An 18,367-nucleotide genomic window follows, 5' to 3' on the forward strand; every position below is an offset into this window, starting at 1 on the left:
CGCGACAGCCCGTGTTTCTACAAGTCGCAGTGCCTGATGCCGACGGTCAGATAGGAAACGATGCATAGCCCGTTCCTGGCCGTTTTCAGCGTCGCACCCCTGGCGGATTGCGCCCCACCTCGCCCATCGGCAGGACGCCGACCTGCCGGTTCAGCAGGGCGGCGGCAAGATCTGCCACCGGGATATCCGGCGCCTCTGCGGGAACAGGCACCTCATGCAGGACAGTGCCGAACCTTCGGCGAAGGCGCTGCGGACTCCGCGCGCCGCGGGAGCCGCAGGGATCCTGTCCGCCCTACTGCTGGGTGGCGCCATGATCCTGGTGCGCAGGGCAATGCCCGAGCGCCCGCTCGAGGCAGCCGCCTATCTCGCGGACGTCTCCGCCCACCACGCCCTGAGGCTGGCGCTGATCCTGCTGCCGTTCGGGGGGATCTTCTACCTTTGGTTCATGGGCGCGCTACGCGACTTCATCGGCGTGCGGGAGGACAGGTTCTTCGCGACGGTGTTCCTCGGCGCGGGCCTGCTGTACGTGGCGATGCTCTTCGTCTTCGGCGCGACGGCGAGCGCCTTCCTGGTCACGATCGACGCGACGAAGGGCTCGATTCCGCCGACCGAGCTGTTGCACTATGGGCGTCACTTCACGATCGCCCTGCTCACCGAGTACGCACCACGCATGGCGGGCGTGTTCACGCTGACCACCACAACCATCGTGGCCCGCCTCGGCCTGTTCCCCCGCTGGCTGATCCTCGCCGGCTACCTCATCGGGCTGGTGCAGGTGCTCGTTGTCAGCAGAATCGCCTGGTCGGAGATCGTCTTCCCCGTCTGGGTCATGGTCGTCGGCCTCGTTCTGCTCACCTCGCCGGCCCATCGCATCAATTCCCCGAACATGCCGAAACGCTAGGCGATCGAATACGCCCGAAAGGGGCCACGCGCCGTGTCGGCCCTCGTCACCGGACTGACGTTCCAGCTCGAACATGGACGGATAAGTCGGGCGCACGGCATCACGACAACCTGTGTTTCTGCAGGTCGCAGTGCCTGACATCGATGATCAACCGGGAGCGGTGTGCGGCCCGTTTCCGCCAGTGTCGCAACCCCTCGCAGGCGCGATGGGCGGCTCCGCGACTCCCGGCGGAAGCCGACCGGCCAGCCGTCTCGACTCCCGCCGGTGGTGGGCTTCGAGTTGGACACCGGATGACGCGCATCCTCAAAGAGAGCCGCACAAGTCGGCACGATGAGCCGCAAGACCGCCTTCACACATTCGCATGTCGGTGAAGGCGCCCTGACAGCGGGAAAGAACACACCCTCCGCTTTCACGATCACGCATCGAGTTCGGCCGAGGTGCTCAATGGCATCTCCAGGGGCTGGCCGTAGCGGATCAGCGTGGAAAGACGGTTCCCCAATCGTTGGCGATGCTGACCACGCTCCACCCGAGGCGCGAGGCGGTCCGGGTGATGGGCTCGGCTTCCGTCAAGGTCTCCGCATGGCCGGCATATGAGTATTCGCGTTCGGCGTCGTCGTGGTCGACCAGCAGCGCCAGATGTGGCCGGTCAGTGGCGGTGGCCCATTCGAGCATCTCGCGGTCACCACCGGAGTTCCCTGCGGCCATGATCGGGCGTCGGCCGAGCTGCGTCTGGATGTTGGCGACCTTGGCCGGTCCCTCGTTGGCGGCCCCGAGGATGCGCCCGGTACGGCGCAGCCCAGGGCGCCCGGAGCCGTCCCGCCCGAAGTCGTAGGCGATGAGCGTGCCGACCACGAGCTCGGCCGGCACACCGTACAGATCCTCGCTGACGGCGCGGACGAACTCCGTGCCGCCTCCGGTGACGATGCCGACGGTGAAGGACAGCCGACGCAGTTCGGCGATCAGCTCGAGCATCGGCTGGTACACCAAGGTGCGCATCGGCCGGCCGAGCGTTGAGTGGGTCGCCGTCGCCATGAACGCCCTGGCGTCGGCGGCGAACTCTTCGGGGGTGACGCCCTCGAAGAGTCCGGCGAGCGCGAGCGCGATACGCTCCAGGCCGACCTCCCCGACCCGGTCTGGATCGCCGCTGAGGGCGGCGGCGAACTCGGGCCGCTCGCCGACCGACGGGTCGGTCCCGACGCGACGGCGCAGGGCCTCCAGGAAGAACTCAAGCTGGACGTATCTCGGCCGCTCGCACCACAACGTGCCATCGTTGTCGAAGTAGGCCACTCGATCGGTCTCCGGCACGGAGCGGACGGCATCGAGGAACTCCAAGAGCCTGTCCCGGGTCGCGCCCGGCCGCCACGACGGCAGCGAAATCCTCGATGTCATGACGCGGCGCCCTTCGCATGCTCGGAAGCCGGGGCCGTCCATACGCAGCGGAAGCCGATGTGGCTCATACCGGTGTCGATCATCTGTGGCCGGCGGGCGGGCCGGTAGCGCAGGCAGTAGGTGTCGGCGCACAGGTGCGACCCACCCTTGATCACCTTACGGGGGATGCGGAACTGGGGCTGGGCCGCGTCATAGCTAGAGTCGATGTCGCCACCGCGGGGGTTGCGCGGAACGCAGCACGGTGAGGCGGCCGCGTCGGGGTGCCTTTCGCTCCACCAGTCGGAGGTCCATTCCCACACGTTGCCCGCCATGTCGAACAACCCGTAGGGGTTCGGCGGAAAGGAGCCGACCGGCGCGGTCCGGGACCAGCCGGATTCGCCCGTCGAACGCCAGGGAAAGTCGTCTCCATCCCAGGTGTTGGCCATGATGCGACCCTCAGGACGCGGCTCGTCGCCCCAGGTGAACGCCGCACCCTCGAGGCCCCCGCGGGCGGCGTACTCCCACTGCGCCTCGGTCGGTAGCGTGGCACCGATCCAGGTTGCGTAGGCGGCGGCGTCCTCGTAAGCGACGTGGACCACCGGATGGTCGAGGCGGTCGTCGATACTCGAGCCTCTCCCCTCGGAGCAGCGCCAGCTGGCGCCCGGCGTCCATCTCCACCACAGGCTGAGGTGCCGAAGATCGACAGGGCCAGGCGTCGGCACGAACACCATCGACCCGGGCACCAGGTTCTCCGGGGGTGCGCCGGGGAACTCGGCCGGGTTCAGCGGTCGCTCGGCCACGGTGACATAGCCGGTCGCCGCGGCGAACGCGGCGAACCGGCGGTTGGTGACGGCGATCGGGTCGATGGCGAAGGCGTCGACGTGCACCTGGCGAGCGGGAGCCTCCTCGCAATAGTGGGCGTCGGAGCCCATCGTGAAGACCCCTCCGGCGAGTCGGATCGCGTGGTCGGCCCCGTGGCGCGGCCTCATAGGCCCAAGCGTGCGAGTCATTCGCGGCTCGCGGTCGTCGGCGCGCCCGTGCCGCTCACGTGCTCGCCATCGCGGCGCGTAGCTTGTCCATCACTTGGTCGATGCTGAAGCTCGCCGGCTCCTGGCGTGGCGGGAAGTCGGCGAAGGTCGAGAGCAGGTCGGCGACGTAGGCCTGTGCGGGGACCACCAGCCAGGCATGGTCGATCAGCCAGTCGTAGTAGGTGTTGGAGGTGATGTCAGCCCGCTCGTAGGGGTCGGTGCGGAGGTTGAAGATCTTCGGGACCCGCAGTTCGGTGTACGGCTCGGCCCATATGCGCAGCGTTCCCGGGGCTCTCTGTTCCAGGAACACCAGCTTCCAGTTGTGGAACCGCAGCGCGGTGAGGTCACCGTCATCGGAGACGTAGAAGAAGTGCTTGCGCGGGCTCTCATCCACCTCACCGGTGAGATAGGGAAGCTGGTTGTGGCCGTCCAACTGCACGCGGAAGGATGTGCCGCCGAGATCTGTCCCCGTTGTGAGCCGGTCGGCGATGTCCGGTACGCCTGCCGCGGCCAGCAGGGTGACGAACCAGTCGGTGTGGCTGACGATGTCGTTGAGCACGGTACCGGCCGGGATCTTGCCCGGCCACCGCACCATGGCGGGCACCCGGTAGGCGCCCTCCCAGTTGGAGTTCTTCTCGTTCCGGAACGGCGTCATGGCACCGTCCGGCCAGGTGTTCATGTGCGGGCCGTTGTCGGTGGAGTACATGACGATCGTGTTCTCGGCGATGCCGAGCTCGTCCAGTACGGCGAGCATGTCCCCGACGATGTCGTCGTGGTCGAGCATCGTGTCGTGGTATTCCGACTGCCATCGCCCGGCACGTCCCCTGCTCTCTGGCTTGCAGTGCGTACGGAAGTGCATGTGGGTGGTGTTGAACCATACGAAGAAGGGCGTGCCGACCTGGCTCTGGCGGCGAACGAAGTCGATCGCGGCGTCGCGGAACTCCTCGTCGCAGGTCTCCATCCGCTTCCTGGTAAGCGGTCCGGTGTCCTCGATGCGCTGAGTGCCGTCCGCGTTGGCCCATGAGCGGATCACCCCGCGCGGCCCGAACCGCTTCCTGAACTCCGGGAACTCCTTCTCGGTCGGGTAGTCGGGCTGCTCCGGCTCCTCCTCGGCGTTGAGGTGGTAGAGGTTGCCGAAGAACTCGTCGAACCCGTGCGCCGTCGGCAGGAACTCGTCACGGTCGCCGAGGTGGTTCTTGCCGAACTGGCCCGTAGCGTACCCCTGAGCCTTCAGCGCGGTGGCGATCGTCGGGTCCTCGCTGCGCAACCCGATGTCGGCGCCAGGCATGCCCACCTTGGTCAAACCCGTCCGGTACGGATTCTGCCCGGTGATGAACGCGGCCCTGCCCGCCGTACAGCTCTGCTCGCCGTAGTAGTCGGTGAACCGCACACCCTCTTCGGCGATCCGATCGATGTTGGGGGTGCGGTAGCCCATCAGCCCGTCGCTGTAACAGCTGAGATTCGTGATCCCGATGTCATCTCCAAAGATGACCAGGATGTTCGGTCGCTCCGGCACACATCCCCCAGCCACTTCAATTACTTAAAGTAACGATATTCAGACAATGTGCAACCATTGTCGCCCGTCGACAGGAATGTCCGGGCCATTGAGCTGCCAAGATTCCAGTTCGGCACGGCCAAGAAGGCCGACATACGCCTTACGACGCTCAAGCGAGCCCAGCAGAAGGCCATCGCGGCGCCGCGGAGTACCATCAGGCGCTCTCGGCCGGCGGGTGGGCGGCGTGCGCGAGACCACCATGGACCAGCTCGTCGAAGCGATGCGGCAATGCTCCCCAGGCCGGTTCCCGACAGTAGTTTCGGCCTGCCGTTTCGCTCCGTCAGCGTGGCGTCACCAACCCTGAATTGTGAAACAGCTTGACTATCACCGAAGGGGAGGCGCCCCCTCACATGCCATCACGGCACCCGGAGTCAGGGGCGGGCACACCTGAAACGGACGGCGTCTTCGAACCTCCTCGACCCATTCCCGGAGCCAAGCACACCAGAAGCACGCATGAACGGAGAGATCCCCTCCCAGGCCGTGCAGAAAATGCGGCGGTCGGGCGCCGGCCACGCGGACGTGGCCTGGGAAGCCGAACGGGTGAGCATGTCCGTCGGCGTTCAGGGGAGGTGACTTCGATAGCGGTGCCCCCATCTGCATCAAGGAGGAAAGATGCCAGAGGACCATCAGGTCAGCGATGCGCTGGCCGACGCCGTGAACGATCACGCACTGGAAAGGGTGTTGCGCCTCTACGGCCCGGGGGGGTCTTTGTGGCTCCGGGAGGCGTGGCGGAGGGGCACGAGCAGATTGCCACCTTCTACTCGTCCTGGTTCGACGGCTTCCCGGACGTAAGTGCCACGCTCTGGAGAAAGATCACCACCGCGAGCGTGACAGGGCTCGAATGGACGCTGACTGGCACTCACCTCGGCCCCTTCCTCATACCCGGCGGTGAGGTACTCGAGCCGACCGGTCGTCGCGTAGTAGTGCGGGGATGCAGCACGGCGGATCTGGACGGTGGCCTCATCGTCAGCCACCACATCTACTTCGACCAGCTGCAGGTGTTCGCTTCCCTCGGCCTCCGGCTCATTCCCGAGAATGCATTCTGAGCCTCAGGCGCACCGCGCAGCGATGACCATTGTTGGTCTCTGGGAGGAAGTAGGCAGCTACAGGAGGCCTTCCGGCCCGCTTGCAGCGGCGGCCAGGCTCACGCAGACGGCGGAGACGCCCTTGACGAACGCGACGATAAAAGCGTGAGTTCGACTCCTCCATCGCCATCGCGGGACCCTGGGCTATCGAGGCACCATGCTGTGAAGATCAGCCAACAACTCAAGATAACCATTGCCCGGCCGGACCCGAATGTCGGGGGGCGAGTCCTGCGTGGGCTCGAAGAGGAAGAGAGCTAGGGCGATACGTGCGGTGGGCAGCCCGGACCCGCAGCAGTAACTCAGCGCGATCGAGACTCGATCAGATCGTGGAGCTGCTGAGTCACGGGATCGTGCGGGCGAGCGGCGAAGGCTATGTGCAGCCAACCGTCGGCGTCGGTTTGGAGGAGATCGTCGCGGATGGATGGGTCGGCACCGCGCTCCAGGAGTAGGCGGATCACTTGGAGACGACCGCCCGGGATTGCCCAGTGCAGGCCGGTGCGTCCGAGGTAGGGCGCGACGTCGGGATGGACGCCGCGGTCGAGGAACCAGCGCACGACCTCGATCCGGCCGTGCTGGCAGGCATGGACGAACGCCTCCCCCACGATCTCCTCCGGATCATCGGTCGCCGGCAGCCGAGACGGAAGGCCTGCGCCGGTGTCGGCGAGGTCGGGGCGCGCCGACGCGGCGTCCGGCCGGAGGCTGCCGTCCGCGTCGAAACAGGCCTGCACGAGATCCAGCCGGCCGCAGGCGGCATACGTCCAGAGCGCCCGCGGGGCGATTCCGTGCTCGGCGAGCAGGTCGACGACCTCCGTGTTGTCGTGGTAGATGGCGTTCTCCAGCGGGGTGATGCCCCATTTCCGGATGCCAGGGTCGGCGCCGGCGTCGAGCAGCAGCCGCACGTATTCGACCCGGTTGAAGCGGGCAGCCCAGGTGAGCGGGAGATCCAGGTTGGTGGCCTTGCCGAGCAGGACATCGACTGCGGCGCGCGGCACTCCGAGCTCCTTCTCGAGCCGGACACCGGGGATCGTCTCGAAGCCCGCGAGCATGTGCAGCAGGGTGTCGGCCTGCTCGGCGGTCAGACCGGCCAGCCGATCGGTATCGCCGGCCAGCAGGGCTTCGGCCTCGCGGTGCAGCTGCCGCCGCTTCTCCCGACGTTCGTCGAGATCGCGCCGGGATTTCTCGGTGAACGACACGAGCTCCTGCCAGGTCGGGAAGCCGAGCTCCCGCGCGATGATCAGCCGCGCGTCGCGAAGCTCGGCGGTCGCCGCGGAGGTCGCGGTGGCGTGCCGGGGCACGTAGGCCCGCAACCGTTGCAGCGCGCCGGGATCGTCGCGGCGCAGCTCGACGAGGAGGGCGTCGGCCATCGAGGCGTAGATGCCCGGCCTGACTCCCATGAGGCGGGAGACCGGCCGTTCTTCGGTGGTGCTGCGGCTTTCGACGTGGGCGCGAAACTCGGGCCAGGTCCGGAATCCGTGTTCCTGAGCGAGCACGAACTGGGCGTCGCTGAGCAGGAACCGCTCGGCGGCTCGATCGCTCAGCACGTCGGCAACCCGGGCTTCGGCTGCCGCATCGCCCGCCGCGTACGCGTGATGCAGGTGCTTGGCCTGCTTGCGGTAGTACTCCAGGTTCGGATGGGCCGGCAGCTCGAAATGACGATCGGACATCGCAACCTCCTTCGTCGCCGAGGTCCGCTTGCCCGGCCGGAAAGAGGTTGGTCTTGTCCGGTGCGTTGACGTGCTGCTCGAGGTGGGAAAATCCCTGCCCGCGGACTGGCAGCGCCCTCGCACGCTCCTTTCAGAGTAGTGATCGGCTCTGCATGGAGGCAACCGTTAGGAAGCGTCGAAGAGTTTTCCGGGTCAGGAGAATCCGACGGCCCGGAAGGAGGAGTTCCAGAGCCCGCGCTCTTGGCTGCTCAAGCGGTACGGCAGTCCTCGGCGTCGAGGCGTGCTGTGCGCCCTCAACTGTGTTAGCAGGCACAGCGCCTGCACCCCCGAGGATTCTGAGGATCACTGTCCTGTGCCGCGAACATTGAGCAGCGCTGCGCGAACTCCTGGAGGCCATCCCGACGATGACGGCCGTCATCGGCTACAACTGGGAGGCCACACTCGGCGCGATGCACGAGGCCCGTGCCCTCGGCGGACCGATCCCCGAACGGCTGTCCTTCATCATGTGCTCCAACGGCGAACCCGAGTCGACCGACCCGGAGCCGACGACGGCGACCCCACCCGCAACGGAGATCGCAAATGCGGCCTTCGAGGCGCTCATCGACTCCTGCTCTTCGGCTAATCGCGCGATCGTCACCAGCATCAACTGGGCTTCTTTGGGCGGGGTCATGCGCTCCCGCCTGTCGCGGTATACGACTTGCGCTACGCAAGGCGCTAAGGCCGGGGCCGAATGCCAGGCCGCCGAAAAGATCAACACGCCGCTCAAGGTCGTCGGCGCGCTGTCCGCAGCAGGCCCGGGCGCCTTCGGCCTCCTGGTCCAGAAGGACTCGAAGATCCAGTCCGTTGGGGATCTCAAGGGTGAGAAGATCGCTGCCAACACCCTCCATTCGCTCGGCACGCTCCCACCACCGCGATGCTCGCGGATGCCGACATGAAGCCGCGGGACGTGTCCTTCGTGGAGGCGCCCTTCCCTGAGAAGGAACGCCTGCTCGTGAAAGGGAAGCTGGACGCCGCCCGGGTATCCGAGCCGTACCTCACGAATGCCGAGCGGCACGGCGGCGTGCGCCGGTTCCCTGACGACGTCACGGCGGGGCGTCTGGCGGGTCTGCCTGCGGGGGCGCCTCATCGATTCGCTCCTGACATCTACCGCCCCGAACGGCTATGGCCTCTGAGCATCATCGTTCGCGCATGAATGACGTAGGCGATACCGGAAGTGGCGGAAGCCTGCGAAGATCGCGCCGTGCCGACCTTCCGTGTCGTCCTGCTCGCACTCGCGGCGATGACCGCCACTGTCATGGCCTTCCCTCGGACCGTGCCGAATGGGATCGGCCACCTCGGCAGCCTGGTCGAGACGTTCCTGCCGTGGTTCGCGCTGGTCGTTCTCGTGCTGCTCGGCTCGGCCTGGTGGCGACGCTCCGCGGTGAGTGCGCTGGCCGCGCTGCTGCCGACCGCCGCCTGGCTTGTCCAGTTCGGCGGGTACGTGTTGCCCCAAGAGGAGCAGCCACATCACCTGGTCGCCGTGCAACACAACGTCAGTGACGAGAACACCGACCCGGCCAGCACAGCGAGCGAGCTGATCGCGACCCGGCCGGACCTGATCGGCCTGGAGGAGCTCGAACCAGCAGCCCTGCCGACCTGGGACGCCGCGCTGCGCGCCGAGTATCCGTATCGGACCGTGCAAGGCACTGTCGGCCTCTGGTCCCGCCACCCCCTCGCCGAGGCGGCCCCGGTGGACATCCGCCCGCACGACGTCGGCCCGAACTGGAACCGCGGGCTGCGCGCGGTCGCCCGTACCCCGCACGGCGGCATCGCGATCTATGTCGCTCACCTGCCCTCGGTGCGAATCGGTCTGGGCGGATTCGACTCCGTACGCCGGGACGAGAGCGCCCGCCGGCTCGGCGCGGCGCTGGCTGCTGAACCAATCGACCGCATCCTTCTGCTCGGCGACCTCAACAGCACCGTCGACGACCGCGGGTTGCGCCCGGTCCTCTCGCTGATGACTGCCCCACCTCCCGATTTCGCCTTCAGCTGGCCGGCCCGCGCCCCGCTGGCGCGCATCGACCAGATTCTGACCCGCGCGATGACGGTGACCGAGCTCCAATCGCTGCCCAGGACAGGCAGCGACCACCTACCGATCGCCGCCAACATCCGCCTCTAGTCCCGAATGTGGTGCCTTATCCAAGGATCAGGTGGCATGCGCGGTTACGGACACGGAACTCAGAACGGGAAGGCGGAAACAATTCGTCGCACTTCGCAGCGATCAGCGGTCGCTCTCGCTTCATGTCCGCGGCTTCCCTGTCAATACGCCTGGACTCTTCCACACGATCAACACGCGTCGTTGGCTCCCTGCGCAGGACCTGGATGTCCTCACGACGCTGACGCTGACGCGGCGCGGCGCGGCGCAAGTCGCTGGTCGATGACGGTTCCCCGACGATATCGCCTTCTTCTTCGACACCTTGGTACTTGGCCTGGACCTCCCCGAGGGTGGCGGCGTTCGAGGCACGGACGTGGACGTCGATGGCAAGGCGAGCACCACGGGCCGCTCGGAAATGATTGGGCGGGCCGTCGGCGCCGAGGCGACCGTCGTTCTGGGGCCCTGACTCCCAATCACCGCCTTAGGAGTCACACCTCCCGTTCCACTCCCTCGTCGGGTCTGCTGTCCGGGCGAGTGGCAGCCAAGTTGGGGGGATACCTGCCGAGGGCACACTTCTCCACCAGGCATTTTGGCCTGTGACCTGCGGCTTCTCGCCGAAGGACGTATGCCCTTTTGCGCGCGATCATCGTCCCAAGCTCGTGGTGTCGCCGTTCACCTCTGAGTTGATCTCCTCGCGACACTGTTCGCATGCGTGCGTGTCTCATGACGCAAGCGCCGGTGGGATGAGCCCAAGGTAGACGTATTGCGTACGCACCGATCGGCTTGACCTCAAGTGTCCTTGAGGTACCAGACTGTCGGCCATGACATCACACCTTGATCCTTCCGTCGGAACGGCTGTCGTGCTCGGCCCGGGCGGCCTCGTTGGCACAGCGTGGATGGCCGGCCTGGCCGCCGAACTCCGTCGCCAGGACGTGGACCTGGCGCTGGCGGACACCTTGTGCACATTACCCCCGATTGCGCATTCCTCCTGATCAAACGGCTTGTCATCAGCGTGATCGAGGCCCACGTCAGGAGGGCCTCGCTGCGTGGAACGCCCAAGGGCAGCCAGGCCTTGACCCTGTTCTGGCAGGCGGTCATGGTGCTGTGCCGGTTCCGCGGCGAGAACGACATCTGCAAGCTCGGCCGCGATCACCGCCAACCAGATCCTCAGCCCCGACAACCGCACCTACAACCGGCTCCTACGAGCTCTGCGCTGTCTCGGCGAGCGCGGATTCGCCCTGCTCAAAGGCCGTTGGCGGACTCTTCAGCACGTCACTCTCAGTCCAGGCAGAATCGGCGACATCGCCCGCGCGGCGCTTGTTCTCACTCATTTTGAGCACAACCATCTACCGGCTATTCGCTGAGGTCACCTCATTGAACTTGACGTTGTCGACACTCGTGACAGTTGACTAGGCGATCTCACCAGTACCGAGGCCGTTGCCAATCTGCGACCGGGGCATACTGCAACCGAATCGCCACACGGGAGACGCCAACGCATGAATATGCCACCATCGCCACCTGGAGCGGAGCGGACTGACGGATCATCCGTCCAGATCGGCGCTCTCGTTCCGCTGACTCGGCCTGGCTGGGTCGAGGCAGGCCAACACTTGCTCGCTGGACTCGAGCTGGCCGTTCGCGACGTCAATGACGCCGGCGGGATCGTCGGACGACCACTCGAGCTGGTGGTCCGAGACACCGCGGCTGATCCACAGAGGGCCGCGGCGGCCGTCGATGAATTGGCTCGCCTGGGCGTGGCTGCCTTGGCGGGGGAGTATCACAGCGTCGTCGCTCGCGCCGCGGCCGCCAGGGCCGACGCCCTCGGCCTGCCGTTCCTCTGCTCGTCAGCGGTTCTCGACGCGCTCACCGAACAGCCAACGGAATGGGTCGCGCGCCTCGCCCCGGCGCAGTCCCGCGGCTGGCAGATCTACGCAGACTTCCTCCTCAGCGCGGGCCACAGTCGAATCGCCGTAGCAGCCGAGTCGAGTGTCTACTGGGCATCTGGGGCCCGCATTCTGCGGGACTACCTCGCTCCACGCGGCGGCACCGTCATCGAAGTCGACTTGCGCGCGCTCGCCCCCTCGGCCGTGTGCGACGAACTCGTCGACAATCGCGCGACGGCCCTCCTTCTTCTGGTCGGCCACCCGGAGCCGGCAGTGTCGATCATCAAGTCTGTCCGCCACGACCGGCGCCTCGCCGAGATCATGATTGGTGCTCCGGCCGGGCAACCGGAGTTCGCCGAATGGGCGACGTTGCTGGGCGACGACAGCGCCGCGATCCCGTTCTTGCGCTACCTGCCCGAGCGCCTCAGCCCACTCGGTGCACGAGTCGAGACGGCCCTCCGCGAGCGGCTGGCCGAAGCGCCCTCCTTCGTCGCCTTCGAGGGCTACGACACGGTCGCCGTCCTCGCCGATGTGCTGCGTTCTCACGGCGCGGACCGGGCGCGCACTGCCGAATCCTGGCCGCGCGTTGCAGTCGAAGGCACCCGCGGGCAGATCCAGTTCTCCCGCACGCCAGACATCAGCGTTTGGCAATGGGCTTGGGCGCCAATCCAAGTCGTTGATCGAGATCCGGCGGAACCCGATCGCTTTCGGATCCTTCACGCCAGCTGAGAGAGCACGGACGGTCACCATCGAGCTCCATGTTGCCGATAACTCGCGACAGTTGAATAGGCGAGCTCGCCAGTATCAACCCGGAGACCGCCACCGACTTGTGTTCGAGGCTCACCTTGGGGCCCCCTCCCGGTATAGGACCAGGGCAGAGTGCCATGAACGGGCGTTAACGTCGCCTTACGCACATCACGATCGGCAAGGGATCACAGCTTCCGGCGGGCGTCCATCCGCTTCCTCCGGAGTCATTCCACTTGAATTGTGGCGGTGGGCCAGTAGGTGTCGAGCCCATCGCAGGCAGGTCAGACGCCAGGGCGAGCCCTTGCCGGGTGTTGTGTGTCCAGCGGGATGCCGCCGGCCGCGATAGCTCCCGATTGTCGCCCGTGGCAGCTAGGGTCTCGAGCCATACGTGCATGATCACGACGGAGAGGCGGAATGGCCGGGTTGCTGCGGGCTGTCGAGGACGAGGTACCCATTTCCTTCGGTCGCCTCCGACCTTATGACGGATCCGACCTCGGCCGGGAGACCGAGGAGGAGGCCTGGGACGCCGAACCTGGCGCCCCGCGAGCCCTGGAACCAGGCCGGGCATCCTCCATGCGGGTGAACCCCGCGGCCTGACGATCGTCGGTCCACACATGTCCGAGCAACAGCGTCAGGGGCTCTCCCGATGCTGGCAGGATTACTCACATGACCTGCACCGGTAGCGCGAGGTTGCCGGCGTCGGAGAACGCGACATGCCTTCGGCATCCTGCAGCGTCGCGAGCCGAACGCGGCATCGGCCACCCCATCGCCCTATATCCGCGTTTTAACAGGTAACGCCACAGATTCATGATCCGTGTGGCTGATCAACCGCGGAACGTCCGTGGCGTGCCGATGAGGCACGGCCCGTCGACTGGCGAGGGATGGCAATCTCCTGCCTGGAGTTCACGACACGCCGCTCGGCGGTGGAGCTTGGGGCGGTGGCTTGCAGGATGACCTGCGCGACCAGTTGGGGGGCGTCGTTCATCGGCACATGGCTGCATCCAGGCAGCCACACCATCCGCATCATGGGGATCATGGCTGCCGCACGTGCCGCCTGGCGCGCCGGCAGGACACGGTCGGCTGTGCCCCAGGCGATGGTCACCGGGAGGTCGGGGATGTCCCCGACGAACAGGTCCCGTGCGCGCCCGGCGCGCATGGTGGCTTGGAACGCGACCGCCTGGCGTAGTGCACGCAGCGACGCCGCCACTGCCTCCGTCGCGGACTGGTCAGCGCGCATGTACAGGGTGCCGGTCAAGGCCGCGTGCCCCAGGATCGTCTGCGAGAGCCATGCCGTGATCGGCTCCGGCAGGCGCGCGATCTGACGGGCCGCGTTCAGTACGGCAAAGGCGTACCACCGCTCAGTATGGCTCCAGAATCCGGCCGGGGCCACCGCGGTCACGCTGCGGGCGAGACCGGCCTGGCCCAGCCGCAACGCGATCAGCCCACCCAGGGAATGCCCCACCACGTGCGGCCGCTCCAGCCCGAGCGCGGTGAACACCGCGCCCAGCCCAGCCACCACAGTGGCCAAGTCGCGGGGCCGGCCGTCGAGCAGATCGGGGGACTCGCCAAAGCCCGGCAGATCTACCGTGATCACGTCACGCCCGGCCGTCAGCAACGGCACGACCGCGTCCCACGCCTGCCGGTTCGACCCGAGGCCATGCAGCAAGACCACCGGCTCACCGGCTCCGCACCGCTCGTACGCCACGGTCATCGGGGCCAGACCCAGCGGGCGTGCTTCCACAAAGGACCCCATAGCGGAGGGAACCGCAGGCGGAATGGCCCTGCCACGGTTGACCAGCGGTGCGGGCATCGCCAGCACCGCAGCCGGCAGTCCGCCTGCCCAGTCGCAGACCTTCCCGACGACCTGCGTCCCCGCCCGGAGCACATCGGCCCCGAGACGGGTAATGGGGGTGACAGCAGATGCCACTGAGGACAACGACAGAACGTTCAACATCGTGGCGGGCGTTCGCCCATCCCTCCCTACTTCGGTCATAAGCGCACCAAAGTTTCGACAACGTTAACGGGCCGTGCGAGTCATGGCATAGCGACAGACCGAAATTTTTACCTTTGGGTCGGAGACTGTCGGTCAAATTTCGGCCTCCTCCCGGGCGCGCCCACCCTGGAGGCCACCCCGAATCACCGTCAGGCGCGGGGACACAGGACCGAGGGCGACGCATCTTCTACATGCTGTTACGCATGGTGCCCAAGGTTCGTGGTGTCCCATGAAGGCGCCATCGAGGAGGAGGTGGCGGACGTGCGAAGGCCTCGCCCCGGTCAGTGAGAGGGCGAGGCCTACAGGGACACGCTGGCTGAGGTGTCGCCGGTGAGCCGGTCGGCGACGGCGATCTGCGGAAACAACGGGAGCCCAACGTTTCTTGTCCGTCCGGCTGGGTCCGGTCCGCACCGATCCTTTGCGGTCTGAGGGGACCGCGACCGCACTGTCCCGGCGCACGTTCATCGCGACCACCACCGCTGTCGGTGACGCAGCCGCGACCGCAGGCCTCGCCCCGGGGACCTCCGCGGCCGCCACAGAGGTACCCGCCGAGGCCCCGCCCACCAGCCGGGTGTCGCTGTCCGTCAACGGCGACCAGCACACCGTCCTGGTCGACAACCGCACCGGCGCTCCGGTGCAGGCGGGAGGGGGTGTCTGGGTCCAGACCAGACGCAGCGGGGGGAGCGCCGAGACCACCGGTTGACGAGCCCGCCTCACAGGTACGAAAGGGCCTCGCGGACGGTGATGCGCGAGGCTCGGCCGGCGGCTGCCTCGGTGGCCAGGATCGCGCCCAGGACGGACAGGACGACCCAGACGCCGGCCGCCGGCAGCGAGACGCGGAAGGGCAGCGGTGCCTTGGTGAACAGGTTGCCCAGTCCGGTGCCGAGGACGGCGGTGAGCACTAGCGCCGGGAGGACCGCGACCACGCACCCCGCCAGTGCGAGCAGGACGCCTTCCGCGACGACGATCCGGCGTACGGTCTTGGGTCGTGCGCCGATCGCGTGCATGACGCCGAACTCGCGAGTGCGGTCGAGGATATTGGCGCTCATGGTGGAGGCCAGTCCGATGACGCCGACCACGCCGAGTGGGAGTGCGATACCGAGCAGGACCAGAAGAACGGGCCCCATGTGGCCGGCGGAGGCGGCGTTGGTTCGGCTGACCGAGGCGGCTGTGCCCACATCGATCCCCGTACCGGTGAGCGCCCGGTCGACGGCGGCGGCGACCGCTTCGCGGGTCTGCTCGTCGTGGGTGGTGGTGATGACGCGGAGCTGGTTGACGAGTGGTGGCTGCCCGGTGGCGGCGGCGAAGCCTGCGGCGGTGGTGTACGCGCCCCCGCCGGCGCCTTCTCTCTCCTCGACGACCCCGGCGATCCGCCAGGTGCTGGGCTTGCCGTCGATGAACAGCCGCACGGTGTCGCCTGGGCCGAGCCCCGGCACGGTGTTGTCGCGGACGATCTGGCTGAGCACGACCGCTCCGGTCTCCCCCGGGTTCAGCCAGCGGCCTTGCAGCAGCTTAGGGGGCGAGGACACAGGGTCGGCGGGCACGGTGTTGACGGAGACGCTGCCATGTCCCTGGTCAGGGTAGGTGCGGGTGAAGGGCAGCGTTCCCGGCCCGGCGATGCCGATCTGCGCGCGCTGCCATGTCTCGACGCGGGTGACACCCGGCACGTTGCGTACGGCGCGGGTGACCGCGTCCTCGCGGGCTGGGGCGTCCAGTTGGCCTTCGACGTCCCAGTAGCGCTGCTGCCGGCGTTGGTCCTCCACCGCTTGGGTGCCGGCGTTGAGTGACATGCCCGCGACGAACACCGCGCCCGCACTGGCTAGCATGCCGACCGAGAGCCAGAACCGGGCGGGACGCCGAACCGTGTTGCGCAGCGCCATGAGCAGGCCGCGGTCCAAGCGCGGCATGCGGCTCAGGCGGGCCACGACGCCGGTGGCCGCGCTCGGCTTCGAGCCGCCGTGGTGGTCGATGGCCGCCCGTACGGTGATACGGCTCGCCCTGATCAGCGGTGCCAGTGCCATCAGGGGCGGCAGGCCGAGCCCGGCGACGATGATCACCACGTACGCCCACCAGGGGGCGGCGAGATCGGCGGGCTGGATGCCGAGGATCTCCAGCAGGATCCCGAGCAGGGAGCGTCCGATCAGGGTGGCGGGGACGAGGGCGAGCGCGGTCGCCGCCGTGGCCACGAGCAGGATCATCGCCAGGTAGAGGCGTACGACGCGCCCTGAGCTCGCGCCGATCGCCTTCATGATGCCGATCTGCGGGATCTGCTGGGTGAAGAGGTTGTTGAGCATGTTCGCGACGAGGATCGTGCTGAGCAGCAGCGCGGCAGCCCCACCGGCCATGAGCGACAGCAGCAGGACGTCGGCCTGCCACTGGTGGGGATGGGCGTAGGGGGTGGGCGCCTGGATCTCGGCGACCGCCAACCTCTTGTCGCGCTGCAGCCATGCGCCGACCTCACCCGCGACCTTCACAACTGTGGCGCGGTCCCGTGTGGGTGTCCGTTGTCCAGGCTCGGCGACCTGGATCTTGAGCTGGTCGAGCAGAACAGACCGGAGCGAAGTCGCTGACAAGTAGGCGTGCCCGCGCTGCTCCTGGGGCGACGGGGCCAGGCTGGGGTCGTACACGGTGCCTGATGCCCGGAGTTGGAGCGGCTCTGTGCCTGGAGGCCTGACGGTCAGGTTGTCACCGGGTGCCACGCCCAGCAAGCCCAGCGAGTCCTCGCCGATGAGGATCTCGCCTGGTGCCGGTGGCCATGCGCCCTTCACATCGAACCTGGCCATCCGCATCGGGTCGTCCTCCGCCGCCACGAACACCTGCAGCGGCACGCTCAGCGTCCGGCCGCTGACCGCGACCGCGGCATCGAACTGGGTGCGCCCGGTCGCCTCCGATACTCCCGGCCTCTGGCGTGCCTCCTCAGCGAGCGCGGCCATTCTCGCGGGGTCGATGCCCTGGTCGAGCACGATGGTGGCCGAGGCCGGCTCGGTGCTCATGTACGCGCCGCTCGTCTCCCTGCCGATCGAGGCCCACGCCGACAGCAGCCCGCCGAACACCGTCAGGCTGACCGCCAGCGCCACCACCATCAGCACGAACCTGGACCATGACGCCCGCAGATCCCTGCGCAGCTTGACCGCCATCAGCCCGCTCATCGTGCCACCACGCTCTCGTCGGCCACAACGCGGCCGTCCACCAGGGTGATCTCCCGCTTGACGATGGAGCGGATGTCGCGTTCATGCGTGACCACCACGATGGTCCGCCCCTCGGCATTCAGGTCCGCGAACACCTCCAACACGGCATCAGCAGTGTGCGAGTCGAGGTTGCCCGTCGGCTCATCGGCCAGCAGCAGCGGCGGGTCGTTGGCCAGCCCCCTGGCGATCGCCGCGCGCTGCTGCTGCCCGCCCGACAACATGGCCGGGAGCTTGTCGGCCTGGTCCCCGATGCCCACGCGCTCCAGCAGCTCGCGGGCCCGGTCACGCCGCCGTACGGCCGGGATCTTGGCGGCGAAGTCCATCGGGAGCATCACGTTCTCGGCCACCGTCAACGTGGGGAGAAGCTGGAAGAACTGGAACACCAGCCCGACATTGCGCCCCCGCCACGCCGCCAGCCCCGACTCCGACAGCGACCCCAGATCGGCGCCCGCCGCGACCACGCTCCCCGAGGTGGGGCGGTCGATGCCGGCGAGCAGGTTCAGCAGCGTCGTCTTCCCGCTGCCCGAGCGGCCCACGACCGCGACGAACTCACCCTCCTCGATGCCCAGATCGAGATGGTCGACGGCGACGACCTCGTCAGCGCCGAGTGGATAGGTCTTGACGACGTCGCTGACCTGGATGGCAAACCCCACGATGAGACACCTCCGGTTCATCCGTGACTGGGGATGGTGTGGCCGAGGCCGCCACCGACGACGAGCATCATGACGACGAACAACAGAATCAGGACGGCTGCCACGATCCCCGCCACCTTCATCCAGCGGGGGATGCCATCACGGGTCCCGGCCATGTGCTGCGTCCCTTCCTCG

Annotated in this window: 17 protein-coding genes; 8 read left to right on the forward strand and 9 right to left on the reverse strand. The window is 67.5% G+C overall.

What is annotated here, in order from left to right; translation table 11 throughout:
- Positions 1 to 85: 85 nt before the first annotated feature.
- Positions 86 to 211, reverse strand: a complete 126-nt coding sequence (locus ACTWPT_RS06820; protein ID WP_443176382.1) for a hypothetical protein — start codon at positions 209 to 211, stop codon at positions 86 to 88.
- Positions 212 to 214: 3 nt separating this feature from the next.
- On the opposite strand from ACTWPT_RS06820, the gene ACTWPT_RS06825 reads away from it, so the two are divergent.
- A complete protein-coding gene (locus ACTWPT_RS06825) occupies positions 215 to 898 on the forward strand; it encodes a hypothetical protein (RefSeq protein ID WP_443176383.1) in 684 nt (227 codons plus the stop codon).
- A gap of 474 nt (positions 899 to 1,372) precedes the next feature.
- Here the strand turns inward: ACTWPT_RS06825 and ACTWPT_RS06830 are convergent, their stop codons facing one another.
- From ACTWPT_RS06830 to ACTWPT_RS06840, 3 genes are read right to left on the reverse strand one after another with little or no spacing between them, the layout of a single operon-like run.
- On the reverse strand, positions 1,373 to 2,287 hold the full coding sequence (locus ACTWPT_RS06830; protein WP_443176384.1) for an HAD family hydrolase: 915 nt from the start codon (positions 2,285 to 2,287) through the stop codon (positions 1,373 to 1,375).
- Positions 2,284 to 3,255, reverse strand: coding sequence for a formylglycine-generating enzyme family protein (locus ACTWPT_RS06835; RefSeq protein ID WP_443176385.1), 972 nt, complete (start codon positions 3,253 to 3,255; stop codon positions 2,284 to 2,286). Before ACTWPT_RS06835 ends, ACTWPT_RS06830 begins: the two co-directional genes overlap by 4 nt.
- A gap of 55 nt (positions 3,256 to 3,310) precedes the next feature.
- Positions 3,311 to 4,810, reverse strand: coding sequence for an arylsulfatase (locus ACTWPT_RS06840; RefSeq protein ID WP_443176386.1), 1,500 nt, complete (start codon positions 4,808 to 4,810; stop codon positions 3,311 to 3,313).
- Between the two features lie 623 nt (positions 4,811 to 5,433).
- Here ACTWPT_RS06840 and ACTWPT_RS06845 point away from each other — a divergent pair.
- Positions 5,434 to 5,895: an ester cyclase gene (locus ACTWPT_RS06845; protein WP_443176655.1), complete on the forward strand. Its 462-nt coding sequence runs from the start codon at positions 5,434 to 5,436 to the stop codon at positions 5,893 to 5,895.
- Positions 5,896 to 6,233: 338 nt separating this feature from the next.
- Here the strand turns inward: ACTWPT_RS06845 and ACTWPT_RS06850 are convergent, their stop codons facing one another.
- Positions 6,234 to 7,598, reverse strand: a complete 1,365-nt coding sequence (locus ACTWPT_RS06850) for an ankyrin repeat domain-containing protein (RefSeq protein ID WP_443176387.1) — start codon at positions 7,596 to 7,598, stop codon at positions 6,234 to 6,236.
- Positions 7,599 to 7,993: 395 nt separating this feature from the next.
- On the opposite strand from ACTWPT_RS06850, the gene ACTWPT_RS06855 reads away from it, so the two are divergent.
- The 5 genes from ACTWPT_RS06855 to ACTWPT_RS06875 all read left to right on the forward strand — a co-directional run bounded on the left by ACTWPT_RS06855 (position 7,994) and on the right by ACTWPT_RS06875 (position 12,341).
- Positions 7,994 to 8,533: a substrate-binding domain-containing protein gene (locus tag ACTWPT_RS06855; RefSeq protein ID WP_443176656.1), complete on the forward strand. Its 540-nt coding sequence runs from the start codon at positions 7,994 to 7,996 to the stop codon at positions 8,531 to 8,533.
- Positions 8,530 to 8,790, forward strand: a complete 261-nt coding sequence (locus ACTWPT_RS06860; protein WP_443176388.1) for a hypothetical protein — start codon at positions 8,530 to 8,532, stop codon at positions 8,788 to 8,790. Before ACTWPT_RS06855 ends, ACTWPT_RS06860 begins: the two co-directional genes overlap by 4 nt.
- Before the next feature lie 48 nt (positions 8,791 to 8,838).
- Positions 8,839 to 9,756: an endonuclease/exonuclease/phosphatase family protein gene (locus tag ACTWPT_RS06865; RefSeq protein WP_443176389.1), complete on the forward strand. Its 918-nt coding sequence runs from the start codon at positions 8,839 to 8,841 to the stop codon at positions 9,754 to 9,756.
- Positions 9,757 to 10,895: 1,139 nt separating this feature from the next.
- Positions 10,896 to 11,096, forward strand: coding sequence for a transposase family protein (locus ACTWPT_RS06870; RefSeq protein ID WP_443176657.1), 201 nt, complete (start codon positions 10,896 to 10,898; stop codon positions 11,094 to 11,096).
- A gap of 138 nt (positions 11,097 to 11,234) precedes the next feature.
- Complete coding sequence (locus tag ACTWPT_RS06875) at positions 11,235 to 12,341, forward strand: ABC transporter substrate-binding protein (protein WP_443176658.1); 1,107 nt, start codon at positions 11,235 to 11,237, stop codon at positions 12,339 to 12,341.
- An 823-nt stretch (positions 12,342 to 13,164) separates the two neighbouring features.
- Here the strand turns inward: ACTWPT_RS06875 and ACTWPT_RS06880 are convergent.
- On the reverse strand, positions 13,165 to 14,100 hold the full coding sequence (locus ACTWPT_RS06880; RefSeq protein WP_443176390.1) for an alpha/beta fold hydrolase: 936 nt from the start codon (positions 14,098 to 14,100) through the stop codon (positions 13,165 to 13,167).
- Between the two features lie 634 nt (positions 14,101 to 14,734).
- Here ACTWPT_RS06880 and ACTWPT_RS06885 point away from each other — a divergent pair.
- Positions 14,735 to 15,055: a hypothetical protein gene (locus ACTWPT_RS06885; protein WP_443176391.1), complete on the forward strand. Its 321-nt coding sequence runs from the start codon at positions 14,735 to 14,737 to the stop codon at positions 15,053 to 15,055.
- 10 nt (positions 15,056 to 15,065) lie between these two features.
- Here ACTWPT_RS06885 and ACTWPT_RS06890 read toward each other — a convergent pair whose 3' ends face one another.
- The 3 genes from ACTWPT_RS06890 to ACTWPT_RS06900 are packed head-to-tail and all read right to left on the reverse strand — an operon-like array spanning position 15,066 to position 18,348.
- The gene (locus tag ACTWPT_RS06890; RefSeq protein WP_443176392.1) at positions 15,066 to 17,501 is read right to left on the reverse strand and encodes an FtsX-like permease family protein; all 2,436 of its coding nucleotides are present in this window, start codon (positions 17,499 to 17,501) and stop codon (positions 15,066 to 15,068) included.
- Positions 17,498 to 18,193, reverse strand: coding sequence for an ABC transporter ATP-binding protein (locus ACTWPT_RS06895; RefSeq protein ID WP_443176393.1), 696 nt, complete (start codon positions 18,191 to 18,193; stop codon positions 17,498 to 17,500). The genes ACTWPT_RS06890 and ACTWPT_RS06895 overlap by 4 nt, the downstream gene beginning before the upstream one ends.
- Positions 18,194 to 18,210: 17 nt before the next feature.
- Positions 18,211 to 18,348, reverse strand: a complete 138-nt coding sequence (locus ACTWPT_RS06900) for a hypothetical protein (RefSeq protein WP_443176394.1) — start codon at positions 18,346 to 18,348, stop codon at positions 18,211 to 18,213.
- Positions 18,349 to 18,367 lie beyond the last annotated feature (19 nt).

The sequence above is a fragment of the Nonomuraea sp. 3N208 genome (assembly GCF_052245935.1).
In the GTDB taxonomy this organism is placed as follows: domain Bacteria; phylum Actinomycetota; class Actinomycetes; order Streptosporangiales; family Streptosporangiaceae; genus Nonomuraea.